The sequence below is a fragment of the Microcoleus sp. S36a_B3 genome, from assembly GCF_036700745.1.
Classification (GTDB): domain Bacteria; phylum Cyanobacteriota; class Cyanobacteriia; order Cyanobacteriales; family Microcoleaceae; genus Microcoleus.
In genome coordinates this window covers 166,264-189,192 of the sequence record NZ_JAUBPN010000009.1, presented here as the reverse complement: position 1 = coordinate 189,192, position 22,929 = coordinate 166,264, and the positions used below count along the sequence as shown (strand labels likewise).

At 46.7% G+C, this 22,929-nt stretch carries 16 protein-coding genes and 1 pseudogene; 12 read left to right on the top strand and 5 right to left on the bottom strand.

Annotated elements, in window-relative coordinates; all coding sequences use genetic code 11:
• Positions 1 to 83 precede the first annotated feature (83 nt).
• The 6 genes from QUA01_RS12875 to QUA01_RS12850 all read left to right on the top strand — a co-directional run bounded on the left by QUA01_RS12875 (position 84) and on the right by QUA01_RS12850 (position 6,556).
• A complete protein-coding gene (locus QUA01_RS12875) occupies positions 84 to 1,736 on the top strand; it encodes a DNA methyltransferase (protein WP_333086965.1) in 1,653 nt (550 codons plus the stop codon).
• 218 nt (positions 1,737 to 1,954) lie between these two features.
• Complete coding sequence (locus QUA01_RS12870; RefSeq protein ID WP_333086962.1) at positions 1,955 to 2,284, top strand: hypothetical protein; 330 nt, start codon at positions 1,955 to 1,957, stop codon at positions 2,282 to 2,284.
• 197 nt (positions 2,285 to 2,481) lie between these two features.
• Positions 2,482 to 4,011 (top strand): photosystem II chlorophyll-binding protein CP47, encoded by a 1,530-nt coding sequence (gene psbB / locus QUA01_RS12865; protein ID WP_333086960.1) that lies wholly within the window; start codon positions 2,482 to 2,484, stop codon positions 4,009 to 4,011.
• A 143-nt stretch (positions 4,012 to 4,154) separates the two neighbouring features.
• Positions 4,155 to 4,250: a photosystem II reaction center protein T gene (locus QUA01_RS12860; RefSeq protein ID WP_083622085.1), complete on the top strand. Its 96-nt coding sequence runs from the start codon at positions 4,155 to 4,157 to the stop codon at positions 4,248 to 4,250.
• Between the two features lie 266 nt (positions 4,251 to 4,516).
• Entirely contained in the window at positions 4,517 to 5,074 is a 558-nt protein-coding gene (gene nrdR / locus QUA01_RS12855; protein ID WP_333087476.1) for a transcriptional regulator NrdR, read from the top strand.
• A 267-nt stretch (positions 5,075 to 5,341) separates the two neighbouring features.
• Positions 5,342 to 6,556, top strand: coding sequence for a 30S ribosomal protein S1 (locus QUA01_RS12850; protein ID WP_333086958.1), 1,215 nt, complete (start codon positions 5,342 to 5,344; stop codon positions 6,554 to 6,556).
• A 456-nt stretch (positions 6,557 to 7,012) separates the two neighbouring features.
• Here QUA01_RS12850 and QUA01_RS12845 read toward each other — a convergent pair whose 3' ends face one another.
• Positions 7,013 to 8,998: a HAMP domain-containing sensor histidine kinase gene (locus tag QUA01_RS12845; RefSeq protein ID WP_333086956.1), complete on the bottom strand. Its 1,986-nt coding sequence runs from the start codon at positions 8,996 to 8,998 to the stop codon at positions 7,013 to 7,015.
• A gap of 264 nt (positions 8,999 to 9,262) precedes the next feature.
• On the opposite strand from QUA01_RS12845, the gene QUA01_RS12840 reads away from it, so the two are divergent.
• Positions 9,263 to 9,466, top strand: a complete 204-nt coding sequence (locus QUA01_RS12840) for a hypothetical protein (protein ID WP_333086953.1) — start codon at positions 9,263 to 9,265, stop codon at positions 9,464 to 9,466.
• 319 nt (positions 9,467 to 9,785) lie between these two features.
• Positions 9,786 to 10,954 (top strand): annotated as a pseudogene (locus QUA01_RS12835) (RNA-guided endonuclease InsQ/TnpB family protein).
• 47 nt (positions 10,955 to 11,001) lie between these two features.
• Here the strand turns inward: QUA01_RS12835 and argJ are convergent.
• From argJ to QUA01_RS12820, 3 genes are all read right to left on the bottom strand, one after another.
• Positions 11,002 to 12,243: a bifunctional ornithine acetyltransferase/N-acetylglutamate synthase gene (argJ, locus tag QUA01_RS12830; protein ID WP_194070209.1), complete on the bottom strand. Its 1,242-nt coding sequence runs from the start codon at positions 12,241 to 12,243 to the stop codon at positions 11,002 to 11,004.
• Between the two features lie 321 nt (positions 12,244 to 12,564).
• Positions 12,565 to 12,705 carry a hypothetical protein gene (locus tag QUA01_RS12825; RefSeq protein WP_194009217.1) on the bottom strand — a complete coding sequence of 47 codons (141 nt, stop codon included), beginning with the start codon at positions 12,703 to 12,705 and terminating at the stop codon, positions 12,565 to 12,567.
• 64 nt (positions 12,706 to 12,769) lie between these two features.
• On the bottom strand, positions 12,770 to 12,964 hold the full coding sequence (locus QUA01_RS12820) for a hypothetical protein (protein ID WP_194009216.1): 195 nt from the start codon (positions 12,962 to 12,964) through the stop codon (positions 12,770 to 12,772).
• Positions 12,965 to 13,409: 445 nt separating this feature from the next.
• Between QUA01_RS12820 and QUA01_RS12815 the strand changes: the two genes are divergently transcribed.
• Positions 13,410 to 14,504, top strand: coding sequence for a Get3/ArsA fold putative tail anchor-mediating ATPase NosAFP (locus QUA01_RS12815; RefSeq protein ID WP_333086947.1), 1,095 nt, complete (start codon positions 13,410 to 13,412; stop codon positions 14,502 to 14,504).
• Positions 14,505 to 14,716: 212 nt separating this feature from the next.
• On the opposite strand, the gene QUA01_RS12810 is transcribed toward QUA01_RS12815, so the two are convergent.
• Complete coding sequence (locus QUA01_RS12810; RefSeq protein ID WP_333086945.1) at positions 14,717 to 16,768, bottom strand: elongation factor G; 2,052 nt, start codon at positions 16,766 to 16,768, stop codon at positions 14,717 to 14,719.
• Positions 16,769 to 17,684: 916 nt separating this feature from the next.
• Between QUA01_RS12810 and metK the strand changes: the two genes are divergently transcribed.
• The 3 genes from metK (at position 17,685) to QUA01_RS12795 (ending at position 22,676) form a co-directional block, all read left to right on the top strand.
• Positions 17,685 to 18,947, top strand: coding sequence for a methionine adenosyltransferase (gene metK / locus QUA01_RS12805; protein WP_333086944.1), 1,263 nt, complete (start codon positions 17,685 to 17,687; stop codon positions 18,945 to 18,947).
• Between the two features lie 215 nt (positions 18,948 to 19,162).
• Positions 19,163 to 20,329, top strand: a complete 1,167-nt coding sequence (locus QUA01_RS12800) for a glycoside hydrolase family 10 protein (protein WP_333086943.1) — start codon at positions 19,163 to 19,165, stop codon at positions 20,327 to 20,329.
• Between the two features lie 466 nt (positions 20,330 to 20,795).
• Positions 20,796 to 22,676, top strand: a complete 1,881-nt coding sequence (locus QUA01_RS12795; RefSeq protein WP_333086941.1) for a HEAT repeat domain-containing protein — start codon at positions 20,796 to 20,798, stop codon at positions 22,674 to 22,676.
• Positions 22,677 to 22,929: the final 253 nt, after the last annotated feature.

Genomic DNA, 22,929 nt, shown 5'->3' with positions numbered 1-22,929 from the left:
CATTATATAGTATAATTCAAAATATGTCGTCAAATACAGAGATCGCCAGCAGTTATACCAGCCATTTAAAGGAAATAGCGAAAATGGTAAATCAACTATTTTACGGTGACAATCTTGATGTCTTACGCAGACACATCAAAGACGAATCAGTAGATTTGTGCTACATTGACCCGCCTTTTAACTCAAAACGCAACTACAACCAAATTTACAACAACATTGGCAAGGAAGACCAAGCCCAAGCACAAGCTTTTATTGACACTTGGACTTGGGACGATTATGCAAATCAGGGTTTAGCTGAAATCTTGGAAAATTACCAAGGTAAATTTACATTACAAAGTATTGATTTAATAGCGGGTTTAACAAAAGTCTTAAGCAAAGGCAGTTTATTAGCATATTTGGTTCACATGACTTTGCGAGTAGCTGAAATTCATCGAGTCTTAAAACTTACTGGTAGCTTTTATCTACATTGCTATTCTACAGTTAGTCACTATTTAAAATTAGTATTAGATGCAATTTTTTGTCCCCAGGGCGGAGATTTTATCAATGAAATTGTCTGGAAGCGGACAAATGCTCACAGCGATACTAAACAAGGCCGCAAAGCCTACGGAAATATTAGTGATGTGATTTTATACTATAGTAAAAGTAAAAATTATAAATTTAATACTCAATTTCTAGCCTACACTCAAGACTATGTAACAAGCTTTTATAAACATACTGATGCTGATGGGCGACGGTATCAACTTGACAACCTGACTGGTCCTGGCGGTGAAGCAAAAGGCAATCCTTACTATGAAGTTATGGGCGTTAAGCGTTACTGGCGTTACAGTCAGGAAAAGATGAATCAGTTAATTGCTGAAGGGCGAGTAATTCAGACTAAACCGGGAACAGTACCACGATACAAACGCTATCTGGATGAAATGTCAGGTACGCCATTGCAGAATATTTGGGATGATATCAAACCCATTCAGTCACAGTCAGCAGAAAGACTTGGCTATCCCACACAAAAGCCTTTAGCTATGTTAGAGAGAATTATTCAAGTTAGCAGCGATGAAGGTGATGTAGTTTTAGATGCTTACTGCGGTTGCGGTACTACCGTCTGCGCCTCTCAACGCCTCAACCGCCAATGGATCGGAATTGACATTACTTATCAAAGTATTAGTTTGATTCTCAAACGCCTTGAGGATTCTTTTGGGAAAGGTGTACTTGAACAACTTAAGTTAAATGGCATTCCTAAAGACATGGAAGCAGCAGTTGCCCTTGCTAACAAAAAAGACGATCGCACTCGCAAAGAATTTGAAAAATGGGCTGTGCTTACCTATACTAATAATAGGGCAACTATTAACGCCAAGAAAGGTGCAGATAAGGGAATAGATGGCATTGCTTACTTTCAAGGTGACAAAGATGAACCAGAAAAGATTATCGTGCAAGTCAAGTCAGGGAAAATGCAATCAGGAGACATCCGCGATTTGCAAGGAACAATTACGCTGGAACAAGCGGCGCTGGGCATTTTTATTAGTTTGAAAGAGCCAACTAAGGACATGATTAAAACTGCCAAATCAGCCGGAATATATCAAAGCAAATATATGAATCAAAGTTCCGATAAAATACAGATTGTTACTATTAAGGAAATGTTAGAACAGAAAAAAAGGCTCGATGTTCGCCTGAGTTTTGAAGTAGTGAAGTCAGCCGAAAAACAAATGGAAGTTAAATCGAAACAGTTAGAACTAGACATTTAGAAAATAGTGATAGAGGAGTTACGGACTGTGCTGCTGCAAAGGTTTGAGATTATTCGTTTCACTCAAAATGACAGAATTATGTCTAAATGCGTCCTGGACTACTATTCTCTTCTCTGCTCTTCCTTCGCGTCCTTAGCGTCTTCGCGGTTAAATAATTCCGTATTGTGGCAATTTTGCGCTATGTTAGACAAAAAAAACTTAACAACCGTACACAGCAAATGAAATATTTTTTCTTATCCGACGGCTGGAAAGTCGGGCGCGTCTGGGGGGTTGGTGGCGAGTGGACAGCCGCCGCCTGGAGACGACAGCCGGATATCCAACAGCTCAACCTCTGTCTTTCGGATCGAAATGAAAAAATGTGGCTCTACCGCGTAGAAGACGCTGTACTCATGGTAGAAGTCCAGCCCGGAACCCCCCTAGATCCGGCAGATCCAGGAAAAAATATTGGCAACGTCACCCTTACCAGACTCATCGATGCCGAGCAAGTTCTCGAACGCCTCGGGGCGATCGCCGCCCGCTGCTCGATCGATAGCCCACAGTTAATGTAATGTCGAACATATTGCAATCGGTTCTAACACTCGATACACTTCTTTAAATAACTTTCATTTTTATACCTCCTCCTGTGAAGGTAGAAAGGATTCGGCAAAAGGCAGAATTTAAACCCCGGACATCACCGCTCGGGATGGAAAATCTGAATTTTCCGTCAAAATGACATCATCACTTACACCTTGGAGAACCGCAGTCAATGGGACTACCCTGGTATCGCGTACACACAGTCGTCTTAAATGACCCAGGCCGATTGATTTCTGTACACTTAATGCACACTGCCCTCGTGGCAGGTTGGGCCGGCTCGATGGCCCTTTACGAACTAGCAATTTTCGATCCCTCAGACCACATTCTGAACCCGATGTGGCGTCAAGGGATGTTCGTGCTGCCCTTCATGACTCGCTTGGGAGTCACCGGTTCTTGGAACGGTTGGAGCGTCACGGGCCAAGGTAACGTCGATCCTGGCTTCTGGTCTTTTGAAGGCGTTGCGATCGCTCACATCATCCTCTCGGGTTTACTGTTCTTAGCAGCAGTCTGGCACTGGGTATTCTGGGACTTGGAGCTCTTCAGAGACTCCCGCACCGGCGAACCCGCCCTCGACTTGCCAAAAATGTTTGGCATTCACCTGTTCCTCTCCGGCTTGCTCTGCTTCGGCTTCGGCGCATTTCACCTTTCGGGACTTTTCGGCCCGGGAATGTGGGTGTCCGACCCCTACGGCCTGACCGGTCACGTCCAGGCAGTGGCGCCTTCTTGGGGCCCTGAAGGCTTCGATCCGTTCAATCCGGGCGGCATCGTGGCTCACCACATTGCAGCGGGCGTAGTCGGCGTAATTGCCGGTTTGTTCCACTTGAGCGTGCGGCCGCCGGAACGTCTTTACAAAGCCCTGCGGATGGGGAATATCGAAACTGTACTTTCTAGCAGTATCGCTGCTGTGTTCTTCGCCGCCTTTGTGGTTGCGGGTACGATGTGGTACGGTTCTGCTGCTACTCCGATCGAACTTTTTGGCCCTACTCGCTATCAGTGGGACAGCAACTATTTCCAACAAGAAATCGATCGCAGAGCCCAAGCTAGCTTAGCCTCCGGCCAAAGCTTCCAACAAGCTTACGAGCAAATTCCCGAAAAATTGGCTTTCTACGACTACGTGGGCAACTCTCCGGCTAAAGGCGGTTTGTTCCGCGCTGGCCCGATGGTCAACGGTGACGGTATCGCCAAAACCTGGCTCGGCCATGCAGTATTTACTGACAGTGAAGGTCGGGTATTGTCGGTGCGCCGCCTACCGAACTTCTTTGAAACTTTCCCAGTCGTTTTGACGGACAAAGATGGAGTCGTTCGCGCTGACATCCCCTTCCGCCGTGCTGAATCAAAATACAGCTTTGAACAAACGGGAGTTACTGTCAGCTTTTACGGTGGCGAATTTGACGGTCAAACCTTTAATAATCCTCTAGATGTGAAAAGGTTTGCTCTCGCCTCCCAAAAGGGTGAACTCTTTGAATTCGATCGCGAAACCTTGAAGTCTGACGGTGTTTACCGCACTTCGACTCGCGGTTGGTTCACTTTCGGACACGCTTGCTTTGCTTTGCTGTTCTTCTTCGGCCATATCTGGCACGGTTCTCGGACAATCTTCCGTGACGTGTTTGCTGGAGTTGAGGCTGACCTCGAAGAACAAGTCGAGTGGGGCTTGTTCCAAAAACTGGGCGACGTGACCACAAGAAGAGAAGAATCTATCTAGTTTTCGCCAGCCCCACGGGCAGGCCGGAAACTTCCCCGGTACAAAAAACCCGGTTTCTTGAAGAAACCGGGTTTTTTTAGTTAAAAATAAAACCAGCAATTAAGATAAAATAAGACTGCAAGGGAAGATAGGGAAAATTTAACATGGAAAGCGTTGCTTACATTTTGATTCTGGCTTTAGCTTTAGGTGTACTATTTTTTGCGATAGCCTTTCGGGAACCACCCCGGATTGGCAAATAATTAGCCCTACGGCGGAGGTCAAGGGGTATCAACAACGGTCTAAAAACCTTTGTATCTCTCGTTTATAGCCCAGGATCGATCCCCTGGCATACTAAGCGGGAATCGGCTCTAGTCATCAAACAGTAGACTGATACTAGGTTTTAGCTCTAGTTGACACATAAACTCACTGCCGGAGTGCCGAGTCATTTTTCTAGTCCAGTCATTCATCTAACCGCGCGGTCAGATGAATGGCAATTTGCTGGCAACGCCTGTTAAAATCAGCAATCATGCGCTGTTCCTCCTGCCAACATACAAATAGTCGCGTTCTCGAATCGCGTTCAGCCGAATCAGGTCAAAGCATCCGTCGGCGGCGCGAGTGTTTGAGATGCCAGCACCGCTTTACAACTTACGAACGCATAGAATTTGTGCCGATTACAGTGATCAAGCGGGACGGCAAGCGCGAATCTTTTGACAGGTCAAAATTAGTCAGGGGACTGGTTCGGGCCTGCGAAAAAACTGGTTTGTCCTCCGGGCAGCTAGAAACTCTGGCAGAAGAAATTGAAGCGCAACTCCAAGGTCGATCGATCCGAGAACTCGCCAGCTCAGAAATTGGGGAACTGGTATTGTTGCACCTGCGACCCCTGAGCGAAGTCGCTTACGTGCGCTTTGCCTCAGTATATCGGCAGTTTCGAGGTATCAGAGATTTTGTAGATACCCTAAATCACCTTCAAAATCCGCTCAACGAAGCTCTAGAGCCAGAAAATCAGCCTGATTGTGACGCAGATTCCCTCGATGGCGATCGAGTCGATCGAGAAAGCCCCGCATCCTGCGCTACTGGCAGCTAAACTCCCTTAAATTAATTTATAAAGCAGTATGCAGGTAAGTTATAATGATTTACTTGACTCTGAATGTTACGATTAAACGTTTTAACGTAGAGTTTGCACCAATAGCAGTGGCAAGCCCGGATGCAAAGTTGCACCAGGCAAAAGTTAGCAAAAACTGACTTTAGTAAAAGATTTTGCAAGAAGTTAACCGCTTTTTCACCAAAATCTCTCATATTTGCCGGCACAAACGAAAAACATGAAGGAGAGAAATCCTAGGAAACTATTCGCATGGTCAATCTCAAAACCACAGTCAAAGACATCGGCTTTACTCACGAAGATTTTGCAGCCCTACTCGATAAATATGACTATCACTTTAGCCCGGGCGATGTAGTAGCCGGTACAGTTTTTAGTATAGAACCCAGGGGCGCTCTGATTGATATCGGTGCTAAAACAGCAGCGTACATTCCCATTCAGGAAATGTCGATCAATCGAGTGGAAAGCCCTGAAGAGGTATTGCAATCAAACGAAACCAGAGAATTTTTCATCCTCACCGATGAAAATGAAGACGGACAATTAACCCTGTCCATCCGGCGCATCGAGTATATGCGGGCCTGGGAAAGAGTACGACAACTGCAAGCAGAAGATGCCACGGTGCGATCGCAAGTATTTGCCACCAACCGCGGCGGCGCACTCGTCAGAATTGAAGGGTTGCGAGGCTTTATTCCCGGTTCTCACATCAGTACCCGCAAACCGAAGGAAGAATTAGTCGCCGAAGAATTACCATTAAAATTCTTAGAGGTAGACGAAGACCGCAACCGCCTAGTGTTGAGCCACCGTCGCGCCTTAGTTGAGCGCAAGATGAACCGCCTCGAAGTTGGGGAAGTGGTCATCGGTACAGTACGCGGTATCAAGCCTTACGGTGCCTTTATCGACATCGGCGGCGTCAGCGGCTTGCTGCACATCTCGGAAATTTCGCACGATCACATCGATACGCCTCATAGCGTCTTCAATGTCAACGACGAAGTGAAAGTGATGATCATTGACTTGGATGCCGAGAGGGGCCGGATTTCTCTCTCCACCAAGCAGTTGGAACCGGAACCGGGCGCGATGGTCAAAAATCGCGAATTGGTTTATGAAAAAGCTGAGGAAATGGCAGCTAAGTTCCGCGAAAAAATGCTCGCTCAAAAGCAAGCTAAAGCAGGCATAGACATTCCAGCAGACTCAACAGATGCCTTGGATCTCTCCGACGAAATACTCGAAGACGTACCCTCAGCAATGGAAGAGGACGTGCCGGAGGTAGCAGCCGAAGCAGCACCCGAAGCAGTAGAGGAAGCAGCACCCGAAGCAGCAGCCGAAGCAGCACCCGAAGCAGCAGCCGAAGCCGCACCCGAAGCAGTAGAGGAAGCAGCAGCCGAAGCCGCACCCGAAGCAGTAGAGGAAGCAGCAGCCGAAGCCACACCCGAAGCAGTAGAGGAAGAAATCCCTGCTGCGACTGTCGAATAACATCGCAGTCACCGTTACAAAAAGAGGGATTATCCCTCTTTTTTTTGCTTCAACCTCGCAATTACCAGATACATCTTGTCCAGTCGATTGACAACAGAATTATGTAGCGCCATCGAGAACCCGCGACCTCGCGGGACACTTCCCCGACAGCACTCTCGACAATTCAAATATATAGGGCTTGCTGAAAAAGTCCACAAATCGAATCTAAGTGTCAAACAGCTTGAAAAATGGGAGATTCGGAGATCGGTTCCCAAATTTACTCCACAATTTTCCACCGAAATCCAAGGATTTTGAGCCGACAAACGTCATAACGAGAGCACTTTTTTGTGTTTAAAAATCTTGCAACCCTTGGCAGTCATAACTTCTAGTTCTATTCAGCAAGCCCTATATAATTCCGATGCAGCCGGAAACGATACGACGCTCTAAACCAACATCGCCATCGATTCGCATTAGAGATTAACCATCTCCTGCAGGTATGCGGACAGTAAAAATTGACCCTTTTCCCTCCTCGCTTTCCACCAAAATCTCGCCGCCCATCATCTGACAGTAATGGCGGCTAATTGTGAGTCCCAATCCAGTGCCGCCGTACTTGCGCGTCGCCGAACAATCAGCTTGCACGAAGGCTTCAAACAATTTGTACTGCTGTTCCTCAGACATTCCAATGCCGGTATCTTGAACTCGGAAACAAATCCAATCCGATGCTTCAGCACTAGCAATTGGACAAGCAATCGAGCCTGTAGCAATTGAATTTTCAACACCCGACAGCTTAGCTGCCTTAGATTTTCCGGTTCCCTCAATGCGGCTGACGCTGATTTTTACCAGACCGTTTTTAGTAAACTTAGCAGCATTGCTCAGCAGATGCAGCAGCACTTTCCGCAGTTTCGCAAAATCTGCGTGCATTGTGCCGACAGTTTGAGGATTGCACTCTATTTCTAAAACATTGCCATTCTTTTTTACAGACAATTTAGTCGCAATCTCCACATTATCAACCAGGGATGCAATGTCAAATTCTTCGATTTCGAGTTTCACCTCCCCCCCTTGAATTTTAGACAAATCGAGGATATCGTTAACCAAACATAGCAAGTGCGTACCAGCATTTTGAATCTTGTGTAAGTCTGGAACAAAATCCTCTCCTTCAAGCTCTGCCGCCTCTTCTAAAAGTAGTTGGCTGTAGCCGATAATCGCGTTTAAAGGCGTCCGCAACTCGTGGCTCATATTTGCTAAAAACTGGCTTTTGGCAGTGCTAGCAACTAAAGCCTCTTCCTTGGCTTGTTCCAATTCTTTTGTATGTTCCGAAACTCGCTCGATTAGGTGATTGAGAGACACAGCTAATGAGCCTATTTCGTCTTGCCCGGTGACTGGTACTCGCAAATCAAAATTTGACTCTGTGGCTACTTTTTCGGCCACCTGAGTGAGGCTGACGACTGGTTTGGCGATCGCCCGACTGGTGCGGTAAGCCACCATTCCCGCCACTGCTACCGACAGCAGCATACTCATCATAATTATGCCCTTTTCGATGCCTTGAGCGTCCTCCATAACTGCACCGCTTTGCCGCTCTTGCCGCTGGGCAATATCGAGGATTTTGCTAACTTCCTGAAAGCGAGCTTCGAGTTTTTTTGCACCTTCTCCACTTTCTGTAGCCAACAATTTTCTGGCTGACTCTATCTCGCGAGGCGACAGTTGCGATTGCTGGATTTGCTGCAAAGTTAAAGAAAGAGTATCGGCATAGGATTCTAAATTTTTCGTGCAATCTTGTAGTAAAGTTTTGATAACTTCCGGCTTTGCCGCCAGCCATGCGGGTTCGCTATCGGCAAATATTTCTATGTCCAGCCGCAGGTTTTTTGCTTTGACAATACTGTTAAAAAACTGCTGTTTTTGGAGATCGAGTTTGGCGGAATTATCTACAAAAGAATCTAGCTGCGCTCCCTGCAATTGTGCCGCCAAGCCTGCATCTTTAAAATTGCCGAGCAATTGCGCTTGTACGTGAGCGTCATGGAACTGTGTTAATCCTTTTCCTTGGTAGTAGTCGGCAATCACCAATCCGCTCATGGAGCCAAGAAAGCCGATTCCTATTGCTAGTAAATACCCGACACCAATTTTTTGATGGATGGGCAACCCCCCAATTTTAGCTGGCAATATTTTATTGAGTTTCAAGGATAATCTATCGACCAAATCCTGAATGTACGAGTTTTGATTGGCGGTTTTTACAGAAGCCAGTTGTTCGGAAAAAAAGAGTGGCATCGGCTTACCTGCATTGCTATTTTTGGGGTTAAGTTTTTGCGTTGCTACAGGTTTTACCTGCTGATTTAATGCTTCTAACTCTGGATTTGACTCGCCGTTGCCAAACCAAGCCGCCATCGAAAATTTTTCTTTGTTTTCTGTTTTTTTGAGCAAGTTAATTCTTGACATATGCAACCGCTGTATTGTGTTAAAATCTACCACGCTCTTAAGTTTTCCAAACGGAAAAGCTTGTGGGTTTTCCAGCAGACATCTGTGAAAAAGTATCTTTCACTCTTGTCGAGTCAAAAGATCAACTTAAATTCGGTTGATGTCTAATAGATAATTAGGCTGTTGATGGCTGTTCCAAATTACTTGTTCGACTTGTAAAAGTCTGCGACAGGCAAAAAATGAAATATTTATCCCGGCAGTGAATTATCGCCGCAAAAAATATTACAGGCAGAAAATTCTGTCTGATGAGTTTTGCTTGTGAATTGTCCAAAGCTGAAATTGTCTGTTGACAATGCACCCGATTCCTCAGCTTTGGAGCTTTGCTGTCAGCAATGCGACGATTGCTTGACGGTTTTTGTTGAGCACGAACATCCGACGACTTCGTACTACAGACTGTCACAAATGCGGCTGCCGATCGAACTTTTGCACCCTGGGGCGATGGCTTATACCCCGCTAGGCTAGGACTTTTGGCACTGCGGCCCCGCTTTTGAGCAGTCTGAGGCAAAGTCATGCAAGTCAAGTATAGCTTTTTGGGTACCGCTTCCGCTGTCGGGGGAGACACAAAGCCTTAGTATTGCTAAGTTAGAGCAATTTACAGTATTTTCCAAGCCACCAAATCACTCTCCCAACGATGATGGATTTATTGGCGCGAGATTAGGGAGCATCTGGTGTTTTGTATTTATAGAACCCAAACTCGTGGTGAAAATAAATTGAGCAACAGCGAATCAATTTTGTGGTAGTGCGCTATGATTTTTTTATCTGTATTCGGCAATCTTGATAAATGTATAAAGCCTACAAGTACAGAATTTATCCCACAGGTGGGCAAGAAGTCTTGCTTGCAAAGTCTTTTGGCTGCGCGAGATGGTTCTGGAACTAGGCTTTAAATCTATGTCAAGAAACTTACAAGAATACTGGGAAAGGACTGTAAGCGGGCATACATACAAGGCTTACTCCCTAACCTCAAAAAAAAATACGAATGGTTAAAAGAGCCTTATTCTCAATGTTTACAGGTGGTTGCCCTCAATTTATCTACTGCCTATTAAAATTTCTTTGACAAGAGGGCGATGCCGCCCAAATTCAAAGCTAAGCACGGCAGGCAGTCGATTAGTTATCCTCAAAATGTTAAATTTGACGGTGACTATATCCATCTACCTAAGATTGGTTTAGTTTTCTGTCGGCGACATCGTAACTTTGAGGGAAATATTAAGACTGTTACCGTGTCTCGCAACCCGGACGGTAAACATTTTGTTTCTGTTTTGATCTCGGATGGGAAAGCTAAGCCTGAATTAGTGCCCGTTCACAAAGCTATTGGTATTGATGTCGGATTAACTCATTTTGCGATCGCCAGTGATGGTTCTAAGTTTGGCAATCCCAAACATTTTGTCAAGGGTCAACGAAACTTGAAACGCAAGCAGCAAAAGCTTTCTTGTAAAAAGAAAGGTAGTCAAAACCGTAAAAAGGCAAAACTGGCAGTGGCAAAAGTCCACTCCAAAATTGCCCGATGCCGCGAAGATTTTCTGCACAAGCTATCCCGCAAGATAGTTGACGAAAACCAAGTTATTGCAGTGGAAAATCTCAATATTAAAGGCATGGTAAAGAATCATAATTTAGCCAAAGCTATTAGTGATGTTGGTTGGGGTATGTTCTGTATGATGCTCAAGTACAAGTCCGAGAGTGAAGGAAAACGATATGTCGAAATCGATAGATGGTTTCCTAGCTCTAAGACTTGCCATATATGCCTAAATCGAGTTGATAATCTCACTCTTGATATTAGAGCATGGAGTTGTCAGCATTGTGGTCATCACCACGATCGCGATGTCAACGCCGCCATCAACATTAGGAATGAAGCCTTGCGGATTTTGGCGTTAGGAACTAGCGCTTCTGCCGGAGGAGGGGATGTAAGTGGACAAGAGTAAAACTTCGGTTTTGTTGGACGCCCCGCCCCGTTGAATCAGGAAGCTGGCGCTGTACCACTTAAGTGGTCAGCGTCTGGTAGTTCACGTCGTATACTCGGCATTAATCTTCACGTAATCGTAACTCAAATCGCATCCCCAAGCCTTCGCAAAACCGCCGCCATTCCCGACACCAACCTGAATTAAAACCGTGTCTCCCTTCAAATATTCTCCCGAAGCGGCCGCTTTCATATAATTACTCGCAGCAGATTTATCGAACTCTTTGGGTTGGCCGTTTTCCATCATCAAAAAATCTCCCAATTGAATCCGCAAATTCTCCTGTTCAAAAGGAACACCAGCGCGCCCCGCAGCCGCCGCAATCCTGCCCCAATTGGGATCGCGTCCGAAAATAGCAGCTTTCACCAAAGAAGAACCGACTATTGTTTTGGCAATTTTACTGGCAGAAACTTCGTCGGCGGCACCGCTAACTTGCACTTCTACCAAACAAGTTGCACCTTCGCCGTCGCGGGCGATCGCCTTTGCTAAATGCACGCAAACTTCTGTCAGCATCGCCTCTAATTTTTCAGCCTCCGGGCCCATTTCTGTAATCGCCGGGGTGCGAGATTGACCGTTGGCCAAAGCAATGAGCGAATCGTTGGTACTGGTATCGCCGTCAACTGTAATTTGATTGAAACTTCTGTCAGCAGCTCGACTCAGCATTTCTTGCCACAAATGCGAGGATACTGCTGCATCACAGGTTACAAATGCTAGCATTGTTGCCATATTCGGGTGAATCATTCCCGAACCTTTGCAAATGCCGCCGACGCGCACGGTGCGATCGCCAAACACAGTTTCTAGGGCGATCGTTTTCGGCACTAAATCAGTCGTACAAATAGCCTTCGCCGCCGCATCGGAACCAGTTTCCGATGCCTCAGCAACTAATCGCGGAATTCCCGCCCTCAGCGGTTCCATTTTAATCCGCTGTCCGATTACTCCTGTGGAGGCCAAAAGAATCGATTCTGGAGGAATATTTAGCGCTTCTCCCAACAATTTGGCACTTTCTAGGGCATCTGCCAAACCTTGTTCGCCAGTAGCGGCATTTGCTTGTCCCGCATTGCACAAAATTGCTTTGGCGCTGGGTTTAGTTTGCAAACGCTGGCGACAGTAGTCCACGCAAGCGGCCCGGACGGTGGATGTAGTGAAGACTCCTGCGGCGATCGCGTCTACTTCTGACAAAATTAAGCTTAAATCCGGCAAGCCTGAAGGCTTCAAACCCGCTGTAATTCCCGATGCTCGATATCCTCTGGGTGCTGTAACTCCGCCGTCAATTACTTTCCACTCCGACATGATGACCTCCCTAGTAGCCTTCAATCTTCTGAAGAGGGATTATATCATTTTAGATTTTAGATTTTAGATTTTAGATTTTAGATTGCCCGCGACTGATAATTTGGTAAGGGTTGCTCGTTTTCCGGTTTTTCGGCGTGGAAATGCCGTTAAGCGAGGCTGTGCTTTACTTTTTGTATTTAACTAGCCAAAAAAAAATTAATCGCGACTTCCTTTCTAGAGATCGAACTCAAGAAGAAGTCGCGACGGTTTTGTAACTGTCATTATTAATTTTTAGCTAAAAACAACAAACTCGATTCAACTGTCTCGCTGTTAAAAAACGAGTTATTTGCGATCGATACTCGCTGGAGAACCAGCATCTAAACCAACTTCAGCAGCCACACGGCTCAGCATGGATTCCTGACGGTTTTTGACCACGTGTTGGTGGCGCATCATCAGGCTGCGGGCTTGTTCTTGAGTTGACATAACTGGTTTCTCCAAAAAATTATCGGTAATAACTTCGTAGACAATTAGGGAATTTGAGCTTGCCTTAGCTCATGGTGGCGTTGCTGCGATCGTAACTGGATCGAAGGCTTGGCTGCGCTTTGCCTTGAATGTGGCCCCAGTAGTTGGTATCTTCCATTCCGACTTCGCTAGCGGTGCGGTTGAGCATGGATTGCTGCCGGTTCTTCACCATGTGGTGGTGGCGCATCATCAGAGAGCGGGCTTGATTTTCGGTAGACATATGCGGTTCCTCCGTATTTTTTTATTTAATGTTGAATTATTTTTTTAGTCTTATTTATAACTATAACAGATAATTCTGTATCTAATGCTACCGAATAAAAAATGTCACAAAATTTTACAATCGCTCGGTAGATCGAGAGTGCAGAAAGTGCGATGGGGCTTTGGGTAATTGATTCAGCCTGCAATTTCAAGCAGCGATCGTTCCTTGAGGTTGTGAGTAAAGGCTGGACGGGCGATCGCAAATATTGACCGACAACCAAACTCTAGAATATTGCTAGATCAGTTTGCTTGTAGGTCAGCGACAGGTGAGTGACACTGTAGGAAGTCTGGTAAAAAGTTATTTCGGTAAACTGGCTTGCTAGATAGTTCCTAGAAAACTAGCCAGTGATGGCCGAAAGCATTGATAATTCGTAATCTTACTGAAAATTTGGCACTGAGAACAGAAAATGGCTTTGATTTTGACATTTTTGGGCAAAGGCGGCACTGGCCGCAGCACGATCGCGATCGCAACAGCTAAAAAATACGCAGCTCAAGGCAAGCGAGTTCTGCTGCTCGGCCAAGATCCTGGCCCTGCATTGGGTATTTTGCTAGGAGTTCCCCTGACTCCGAACCCCCAGGAAATCGCCCCCAACCTCAAAGCAGTTCAGGTGCAAAGCGCGCCGCTGCTAGAACGCAGGTGGGACGAAGTTAAAAAACTGGAAGCTCAATATGTCCGCACCCCGTTTTTTAAACAGATTTACGGTCAAGAATTGGGAGTTTTACCGGGAATGGACAGCGCCCTAGCGTTGAACGAACTTCGGGAATACGAGGACAGCAAACAATACGATGTAATTGTATATGACGGCAGCGGCGGCATGGATACGCTGCGGATGCTGGGAATGCCAGAAATTTTGAGCTGGTACATCCGTCGCTTCCGCCAAGCTTTGGTAGATTCGGATTTGGGAAAAGCTTTGTCGCCTTTTATTCAACCGGTTGTCAGTACCGTGTTGACTGTGGATTTGTCGGGAGACAATGCTTTTCAATCTACCAAGCAAGTCGATAATCTGTTGGATAAGGGTAAGGAAGCGCTGGCAGATCCGAACCGCACGGCGGCTTTTTTGGTGACGACTGGGGATGCAAGTGCGATCGCCACGGCCCGCTATCTTTGGGGAAGTTCTCAACAAATTGGTTTGACTGTGGGCGGTGTAATTGTCAATCAATCAGCGGTTACAGAAACAGTTGCGGCAGATTTCGATCCTTTGACAGCGGTTTCGGTTCCGGCACACAGCGACAATAATTGGCAGCCACTAATTGATGCTTTGCCAGATTTTTCTGAGGCGGCAAAAGCTCCTAAACCGATTAACATAAACATTGCACAGCGTCAAGTTAGTTTGTTTTTGCCTGGGTTTGACAAGAAAGAAATTAAATTGATTCAATCGGGGCCGGAAGTTACGATCGAAGCGGGCGATCAGCGGCGCAATATTTTGCTACCTCCGGCGCTGACTGGGAAGTCTGTTACGGGTGCTAAATTCCAAAACGGTTACTTGATGGTTTCTTTTTAAGAGTTAAATTCCATGTTCGCCGTGAGGAATTTAGTCCTTGTTAACTAATGGGAATAGGACTGAATTTCCCAGTATAAATACAGGTTCGTAGTGAAGATTTTAGTTTTTCTCGCTCCATTATAAAGAGATGACTGAAGCCCACACTACTAACCTATTTTTTTTCTGAAAATTTTAGTTTTTCTCGCTCCACAAAGAGAGGACTGAAGTCCCCACTACGAACCGTTTCCATTGCCGCCAGTTGTTAGCAAAACCCGCTTAGCTAAAGGTTCCGGCACTTCTTGCAATCGATCGAACTCCCAATTAAAAAATCCGACTCCCATTGTCTGCGATCGCAATTCTACGATCAAATTCTGCATTTCGGCGATCGGCAAATAAGCCGAAACAGCATCCCATCCCTTCCAGTCTTTTTTACCTTCGTAGCCGAGAATTTGGCCGCGGTGTCCGCTGACCAACTGCAACACCTTTGATGTACACTCGTTCGGAGCGCAAATTTCAACTTTGGCGATCGGCTCCAGCAATGCCGGTTCGCACTTCGCCATTCCTTCCTGCATCGCCAACCGCGCCGCTTGCTTAAAAGCTTGTTCGGAACTGTCAACCGAATGGTAAGAACCGTTCGTCAGCGTCACCGATACATCTACCACCGGGAAACCCAGCGGGCCCCGATCCAAATACTCGCGCACTCCCACTTCCACGCCGGGAATGTACTGTTTGGGTACGACTCCGCCAACTATTTTGTCGCTGAAATTGAAGCCTTCTCCGCGAGGCTGCGGTGCGATGTCGAGATACACGTCGCCGAATTGTCCGTGCCCGCCGCTTTGGTGTTTGTAGCGCCCGTGGATGGAAGATGCCGATTTGCGGATAGTTTCTTTGTACGGCACTTGCGGTAAGTGAGTTACCATCGGCAAGTTATACTTGCGGCGCAACCTGTCTAAGGCTACTTTCAGGTGGATTTCGCCTTGACCCCAAAGTATAATTTCGTGAGTGTCGCCGTGCTGTTCCCAGACTAAAGATGGGTCTTCTTCGAGCAATTTAGCTAAAGCGGAGCTCAGCTTAACTTCATCGTTGCGCTTTTCCGGGACGATCGCCAGCGCGTAGACAGGCGAGACAATTTCGGCTTTTGGCAATAATTGGTCCGAACCCAGCACATCGCCTGTTCTCAAGCCTTCCAGCCTGCCCGCAGCGACAATTTCCCCAGCACTGACGGACTGCAAACTTTGCGTTTGTTGACCGGTCAAGCGGTACAAACCGTTAACTCGAATCCCGTTCAAAACTGCTCCGTCTGCCAGCGTCCCCCGCCACATTCTCACTAACGATAGTTTGCCTCCCTGCGGCGTGTAATAGGTTTTGAGGATTTGAGCCAGAACTTGGTTCTCACTTAGTATAATGCCGCGGCGATCGGCTGTAGTTTCTGGTGTCGGCGCTTCTCTGAGTAACGCTTCCAGCAGAGGGCGCACCCCGAAATCTTGTTCGGCGATGCCGATAAATACGGGCACAATTAAATCAGCGCCTAATTCCATCTTCAAATCGCGGGTAATTTCTTCAGCGTCGGGATTGATTTCTTCGAGCAATTCTTCGAGTAAACGATCGTCAAAATTTGCCAATTCTTCCAGCATTTCCTGTCGCGCTGCGCTTTCTTGTGATTTGAGGTGTTCGGGAAGCGGGACTGGATCTGCGGGTGCGCCGGAGTGATAGTGGTAAGCTTGTTCGGTTACTAAGTCGATGAAACCGATGATTTGTTCGTTTTTGCCGATCGGGTATTGGTGAGGTACAATTGGTCTGCTGGAAACGGATTTGAGCGCGTTGACTACCTCGGTGAAGTTGCTGCCGCAAGTAGTTTCGTCGGTGCAAGCGCGATCGATCTTGTTGATAAAAACTAGGTGGGGAATTTCCCAATCGTCGAGGAATTTGAACAGCGGGGCGAGGGTTAAATTGCGATCGGCAACCGGTTCGCAAACAATCACCGCTGCATCGACACCGATCAGTGCATTGTAAGTTTCTTGGGCAAATTCTATCGAGCCCGGACAGTCAAGAAATGTGAAGCGAACGCCTTCGTATTCGGCGGTAGCGCTGTTGACTTCTACGCTCATTTTGCGATCGCGAGCTTCCGGCGAACTGTCACCTACCGTATTACCATCTTTAGCATTACCTTTGCGAGTAATTGTTCCTGTCACCGACAGCAAACTTTCTAGCAGTGCTGTTTTCCCGCTTAAATAAGGGCCGACAATTGCAACGTTTCGCGCGGCTCCGAGAACTTTTTCGTTCATAATTACCTCCTACACAAAGTGAAGGGGAAGGAGAAGGTGATGATTCAGGAAAAAAACTTTTGTTTGCCTGTTTCTCAGAACTCTTCCCTTGTGAATGTGAAAACTTTTATTTGCGAGCGTTCTTAGTTTAAACTTAAATTGCTACACTAATTCATTAATTGCTGTGAAGTATTAAGTATTTTTGTAAATCACTTTGAGTCGCGGGTAGCCAGAAACCGGGTTTTTTTCAAAATACCTCGGTATCACCAACAGATTCCGAAAAAAAATCGGTTTTTTTGAGTCTTAATGCGTGCTAATTCGTATACACAATGGCGGAAGGTGGGTAGATCAAATATCAAATTGTGTGTCGGTTTCATACAGCACTTCTCACAAAAATGAAGTATTGATCGATAGATTCCTCAATCCCTCAATCCCTCAATTCCCCAATTCCCAATCTCAAACTTGTACACTCGCGAAGCCGAAGTACAAGTTTGAGATTTGAGATTTACTTGCAGGATTTAATCTGCAAGCTGGCAGTTTAATCTAAAATTTTGGAATCGACCATCAGTCGTGTCGGCGGCGGCAGTTTTTTTGCCTGGGTCAAAGATTTATTGAGAATCCGACAAGACTTAAGTTTTTAGGACTTACCCAAACTGATATTAGTTTCCAAAAGTAATTAAACTGTAGATAAAGCTCCCAACCTCGCTCTCACCAGTTCTTCCCCAGCTCAAATTTAAAATCTAAAGTCTAAAATCCTATGACTTTGCTATAGTAGTGTCACTTTACCTAATTTCCAACCCTGCTTCAACACTGCAGAGCAGACCGACACACCTTAGACGGCGACCCAGAGGCGATGATTCTTGGCCTCTACCTGAAAAGTCAGTCGTCTGTCGCCGATGTCGTGCAGGATTCGCCCCCATCAAAGGAGAAATAATCATTGTCACGTCGCTACCTGTTCACCTCTGAATCTGTTACCGAAGGCCATCCCGATAAAATCTGCGATCAAATTTCAGATACAATCCTAGATGCCTTACTGACCGAAGACCCTAAAAGCCGCGTCGCTGCCGAAGTTGTCGTCAACACGGGCTTGATGCTGCTCACGGGCGAAATTACCACCAAAGCTCACGTAAATTACATAGAGTTGGCGCGGAAAAAAATAGCCGATATTGGCTACATCCACGCTGACAACGGATTTTCGGCCAATAGCTGCTCGGTGTTGGTGGCTCTAGACTCTCAGTCTCCCGATATTGCCCAAGGTGTCAATACGGCTCAGGAAAGCCGGGAAGAAGCTAGCGAAGAGGAATTGGATGCTATCGGCGCGGGCGACCAAGGTTTGATGTTTGGTTTTGCTTGCAACGAAACGCCGGAATTGATGCCTCTGCCGATCAGCTTAGCGCACCGGATCTGCCGTCAATTGGCCGCAGTCCGCAAAACAGGTCAGTTATCTTATCTGCGTCCCGATGGCAAAAGCCAAGTTACGGTAATTTACGAAGACGGAAAACCTGTTGGTATCGATACGATCTTAATTTCTACGCAGCACACTGAGGCGATCGGCGATATCACAGAAACAGCCGCGGTTCAAGCCAAGATTAAAGAAGACCTTTGGACTGCTGTCGTCCAACCAGTGTTTGCCGATATTAGCGTCAAGCCGGATTCAGAAACTCGCTTCCTTGTCAACCCTACCGGCAAATTTGTAGTCGGCGGGCCTCAAGGAGATTCGGGTTTGACGGGCCGCAAAATTATTGTGGATACCTACGGCGGCTATTCTCGTCACGGCGGCGGTGCTTTTTCTGGAAAAGACCCCACGAAGGTAGACCGCAGCGCAGCTTATGCTTGTCGCTACGTTGCTAAAAATATCGTGGCGGCTGGTTTGGCCGAAAAGTGTGAAGTGCAGTTGAGTTATGCGATCGGCGTGGCGCGGCCTGTCAGCATGATGATCGAAACTTTTGGGACGGGGAAAGTTGATGACGATCGGCTTTTGGAAGTTGTGAAGCAGCATTTTGAACTGCGTCCTGCAGGCATAATTCACGCATTTAACTTGCAGAATTTGCCGGCAGAAAGAGGCGGCCGTTTCTATCAAGATGTGGCGGCTTACGGTCACTTCGGGCGCACTGATTTAGAGTTGCCTTGGGAGCAAACTGACAAGGCCGAGCTTTTGAAAGAAGCTTTGAGCCAGAAGTTGTCTGGGGTAGCTGCATAGCACAATTTCAGGGCTGGCCAGTAAAATTTCAGGGGCGGGCACGCTAGCCCGCCCCACAATAAATTTTATTGTTTGTGTAACAGGCTTCTAGCCCGTGGCTAACAGCCCACAAGAAATTTTATTAATTGTCGAACAGGCTTCTAGCCCGTTGCTAATATTGACACCTAATGTGAGTTATAAAAAATCGTGCAAAATCTTGTAAATCCCTAGATTAAATGCCATTTTTAGAGCGATTCCAGTCAGCAATTCACAGTTTCAAATCTTTATTTAAACAGCAGTTTGCAGTTCCAGTTGACGCAAAAAATCAAATAACGGTTCCCGGAACATTTACGCCCCATCACACGGGAATTCGCGGCGTTTGGATCCCCAGCACCGACTGCAAAGTTCTCACCTCAAAACAGCGGATTGCTGAAGCAATGGACTTTCTGGCAGATACGGGATTTAATACAGTTTTTCCTGTTGTTTGGAACCGGGGTTTTACTGCTTATCCTTCTCAAATTATGCGCGAACAATTTGGGATAGAAATAGATGCGCGCTATCAAGGGCGCGACCCTCTGGCAGAATTAATTGTTGAGGCTAACAGAGTTGGTTTAAAAGTTATTCCTTGGTTTGAATACGGATTTGTGAGTTCTTACAATCTCAACGGCGGTCATTTGCTGGCGAAAAAACCTGAGTGGGCGGCTCGCGATTACAGCGGCAATTTACTTCAGAAAAATAAGTTTGAATGGATGAATTCTCTTGATGGGGAAGTTCAAGATTTTTTGCTGGGGTTGATGCTGGAAGTTGCTAGGAATTATCCGGTAAAGGGGGTTCAAGGAGACGATCGCATTGCGCTTCCTTCCGAAGGCGGTTATGACGAAAAAACGGTTAAACGCTACCTGCAAGAGTGCGGGAGAGAAGTACCACAGAATCCGAAAGAGCAACATTGGCTGCAATGGCGCGCCGATATTATTACTGAGTTTGTGGCTCGCTTGCACCGAGAATTGAAGGCTATTAGTCCTGATTTGTTGCTGTCGCTTTCGCCTAGTCCCTATGAATGGGGACTGGTGGAATATTTGCAAGATTCTCAAACTTGGGTTGACAAAAAGTTGGTTGATATGCTTCATCCCCAGTTTTACCGCCGGGATTTTAAGGCTTACAAACAATTGGTCGATCGACTCGTTGACCAACAGCTTAGCGGCGAACAACTGCACTGCGTATCCCCCGGTATTTTGTTAGCGAATCGAGGTAGTAAGTATAGCATGAATCCTGAGCTCTTGTTGCAAGTAATTGCTTACAACCGCGCCCGCGGTATTCAAGGAGAAGTGCTGTTTTTTTACGAAGGTTTGCGAGATAACGGTAACGCTTTGGCTGAGGTTTTGAAAAATGGGCCCTACGGGTGAGAGACTGTCCGGGAATTGGGCTGTTTCCGGTTCGCTGCGTTCAACGGAGCCGATCGCTCTTTGAACCTAAGTTGCTCTAAAATTATATAGCGCAGTTCGCCTAGTCAAGAGCGCGGCGATGCCAAGTAGCAAACACTACTAACTTTCTTGCCGATCGCCAAAACAAATTAGATAATTAATTATTGAGGAATTGCCAAAAATAGTCGAATCCGACATATTTTAAAAGTGGTACAAGTTTTATGAGAATTTGAGTTTTGTAGGTGCAGCTAATTTTTTTTATGAGTCAGCCCAAAAACAGGTACAAGTCGCTGATGCGAGAGTGAGTGTCTAACCGAAAAATTTTCACCCGAGTTTAAGCTTCCCGATTAATCTGTGGAGCAATTCTAAAATCTAAAATCTAAAATGGACGCTTCGGTGAGTTTAAAAGAGCAATCTCAAGCGATCGCCAAAATATGAGGATAAATCAGTGAACTCAGCAGCAACCCTCATCCAACAGCTACCAGAGCTCAGCGATGCTCAATTTAAACAAAAATATTTGAAAGAAAGACAAGGGATGCACGCCTTGGCGACAATATTGCCAAAAGTAGAACAGGAAAGTATGGCTTTGCGCACGATCAAATTAGCTTTAAAAGTAAACTTAAAACTAGGCTCGAAACTAGCAGGTACTCTCAAACCAGAATTTCAAAAAACAGCTATAAAATTAATCGAAAAAATCCCAACTTCGCCACTGCTGAAAATTCAACTGCTAGCACTAACTGGTTCTGATTGGGCAATTCCGATCCTAGTCCAAGCATTGAACCACAAACAAAGTGTCGTGCGCCTTCACAGCATTCGGGCGATCGGCAAAATTGGCTCGGAAGCCGCAGTAATTGAATTAGCCCGATCGCTCGAATCCGAAGATTCCCAAGTGCAAGCTTGGGCCGCTTGGGCCCTAGGAGAAATTGACTCGAAACCAGCAGTCGCAGCACTGCTAGAAGCCCTCAACCACAAAACCTCAGCAGTGCGCGCCAAGGCTGCTTGGGCCTTGGGCCAAATGAAGCCGAAAACAGCCGTCAGAGCACTGCTTGCTGCCCTCAAACACCAAGACCCCGAAGTGCGCTGGCGGGCTGCGGTCAACTGCGGGAAAATTGGGGGTTCTGAGGCGCTTCCCGGGCTGCTTGCCGCCCTCCGAGACACAAATCAAATAGTGCGCGCCCGGGCTGCGGCATCTTTGGGGAAAATCGGCGACCCCGACGCAGTACCCCACTTAGTAGAATTGCTGCACGATCCCGACTACTACGCCGTTTCTTTGAGGGCTGCCGAGGCCTTGGGACAAATCGGCACGGAAACGGCTTTGGCGGGGCTGCTTGCCGCCCTCAACCATAAAGACTCAGACGTGCGCGGCAGTGCAGTTTCTGCCTTGGGGGAAATCAGCAGCGAGGTGGCTGCGGTGGCAGTAATGCGATCGCTCTCGGATCGAGATATTTTCGTGCGCGGCAGGGCGGCGGTGGCCCTGGGGAACATCAATACAGGCGGCGATGCTAACTTGCAAAAAATGGTGGCTACGGGACTGGCGATCGCGCGAGGCGACAGCGAATCCTATGTTCGGTGGAGAGTTGCTGCTGCTTTGGGGCAAATTGCGACAGAGGAGTCCGTCGCAGGTTTGGTGCATCTGCTGGGGGACGAAACCCCTGGAGTCCGTCAAAAAGCTGTTAAATCCTTGGGTCAAATTGGATCTGGTGCTGCAATTTTGGCTCTGGAATCAGCTTTAAACCGCGAAGTTGCTGACGTTCGCGCCCTGGCGGCCCAATACTTGCCGGATGTTAGCGCTGAGGTAAACACAGTTGATTCTGAATTTTCAACTTCTGCAGATTTATTGGGTGAAAAACTGCCGAAAATTTTGATAGTTTCGGAAGGAGAAGCCACTGAATACATTATCGATCGCCCTGCGGGACGGCAACTCAAATACTTAATCTCGATCGGCACTCCGGGCCTACCCGAACCCAAAAGTTTTCACAAAATCCCGAACCGACTGCGGCGATCGTTAAACGACCTCGAAACCCCAATTGACGACCCCGATCTGGTTTTAGCTACACTCGATGACGTCCTCCAAATTATTGACTTTGCCCTCAAAATGTCGGCGAACCCCGGCAATTTGCTCGTCTGCTGTCAAAGTGGCATCAGCCTTTCAACAGCAACAGCTTTGACTGTTTGTGCTGCGCTGTTGGGCCGGGGTAAAGAAGCAGAAGCTTGGGCCTTGGTGCTCGCGGCCAGACCCCAAGCGCGGCCGAATCGCTGGATGGTGGAATTGGCCGATGAAGCTTTGGGTAGAGACGGTAAGTTACGGGATTTTCAATGGGAAATTTGAGGTTTTAGATTCGGGGATGATATCAATTTCCGTTGCACTCATAGATGTTATTTGTTATTTGTTATTTGTTATTTGTTATTTGTTAACTGTTAATTTACTATTCCGATGAAGAGAAAATTTGATATGATATCAAGTTTGATCGATTAATAACACAAATGGACGGTTCGTATTGCGGACATGATATGACTGATTTTCTGAGGGTTTCAACCACGAGCAAGCGAACTGCATTCTTGTTTTAAACCTTATTTTAGGT

What these genes read in the sequence shown, in the direction of transcription:
- QUA01_RS12860 (WP_083622085.1), top strand. Translation starts at nt 4,155, where the DNA reads ATGGAAAGCGTTGCTTACATTTTGATTCTGGCTTTAGCTTTAGGTGTA.
- QUA01_RS12815 (WP_333086947.1), top strand. Translation starts at nt 13,410, where the DNA reads ATGGCTTTGATTTTGACATTTTTGGGCAAAGGCGGCACTGGCCGCAGC.
- nrdR (WP_333087476.1), top strand. Translation starts at nt 4,517, where the DNA reads ATGCGCTGTTCCTCCTGCCAACATACAAATAGTCGCGTTCTCGAATCG.
- QUA01_RS12875 (WP_333086965.1), top strand. Translation starts at nt 84, where the DNA reads ATGGTAAATCAACTATTTTACGGTGACAATCTTGATGTCTTACGCAGA.
- QUA01_RS12850 (WP_333086958.1), top strand. Translation starts at nt 5,342, where the DNA reads ATGGTCAATCTCAAAACCACAGTCAAAGACATCGGCTTTACTCACGAA.
- QUA01_RS12810 (WP_333086945.1), bottom strand. Translation starts at nt 16,768, where the DNA reads ATGAACGAAAAAGTTCTCGGAGCCGCGCGAAACGTTGCAATTGTCGGC.
- argJ (WP_194070209.1), bottom strand. Translation starts at nt 12,243, where the DNA reads ATGTCGGAGTGGAAAGTAATTGACGGCGGAGTTACAGCACCCAGAGGA.
- QUA01_RS12820 (WP_194009216.1), bottom strand. Translation starts at nt 12,964, where the DNA reads ATGTCTACCGAAAATCAAGCCCGCTCTCTGATGATGCGCCACCACCAC.
- QUA01_RS12825 (WP_194009217.1), bottom strand. Translation starts at nt 12,705, where the DNA reads ATGTCAACTCAAGAACAAGCCCGCAGCCTGATGATGCGCCACCAACAC.
- QUA01_RS12800 (WP_333086943.1), top strand. Translation starts at nt 19,163, where the DNA reads ATGCCATTTTTAGAGCGATTCCAGTCAGCAATTCACAGTTTCAAATCT.
- psbB (WP_333086960.1), top strand. Translation starts at nt 2,482, where the DNA reads ATGGGACTACCCTGGTATCGCGTACACACAGTCGTCTTAAATGACCCA.
- QUA01_RS12870 (WP_333086962.1), top strand. Translation starts at nt 1,955, where the DNA reads ATGAAATATTTTTTCTTATCCGACGGCTGGAAAGTCGGGCGCGTCTGG.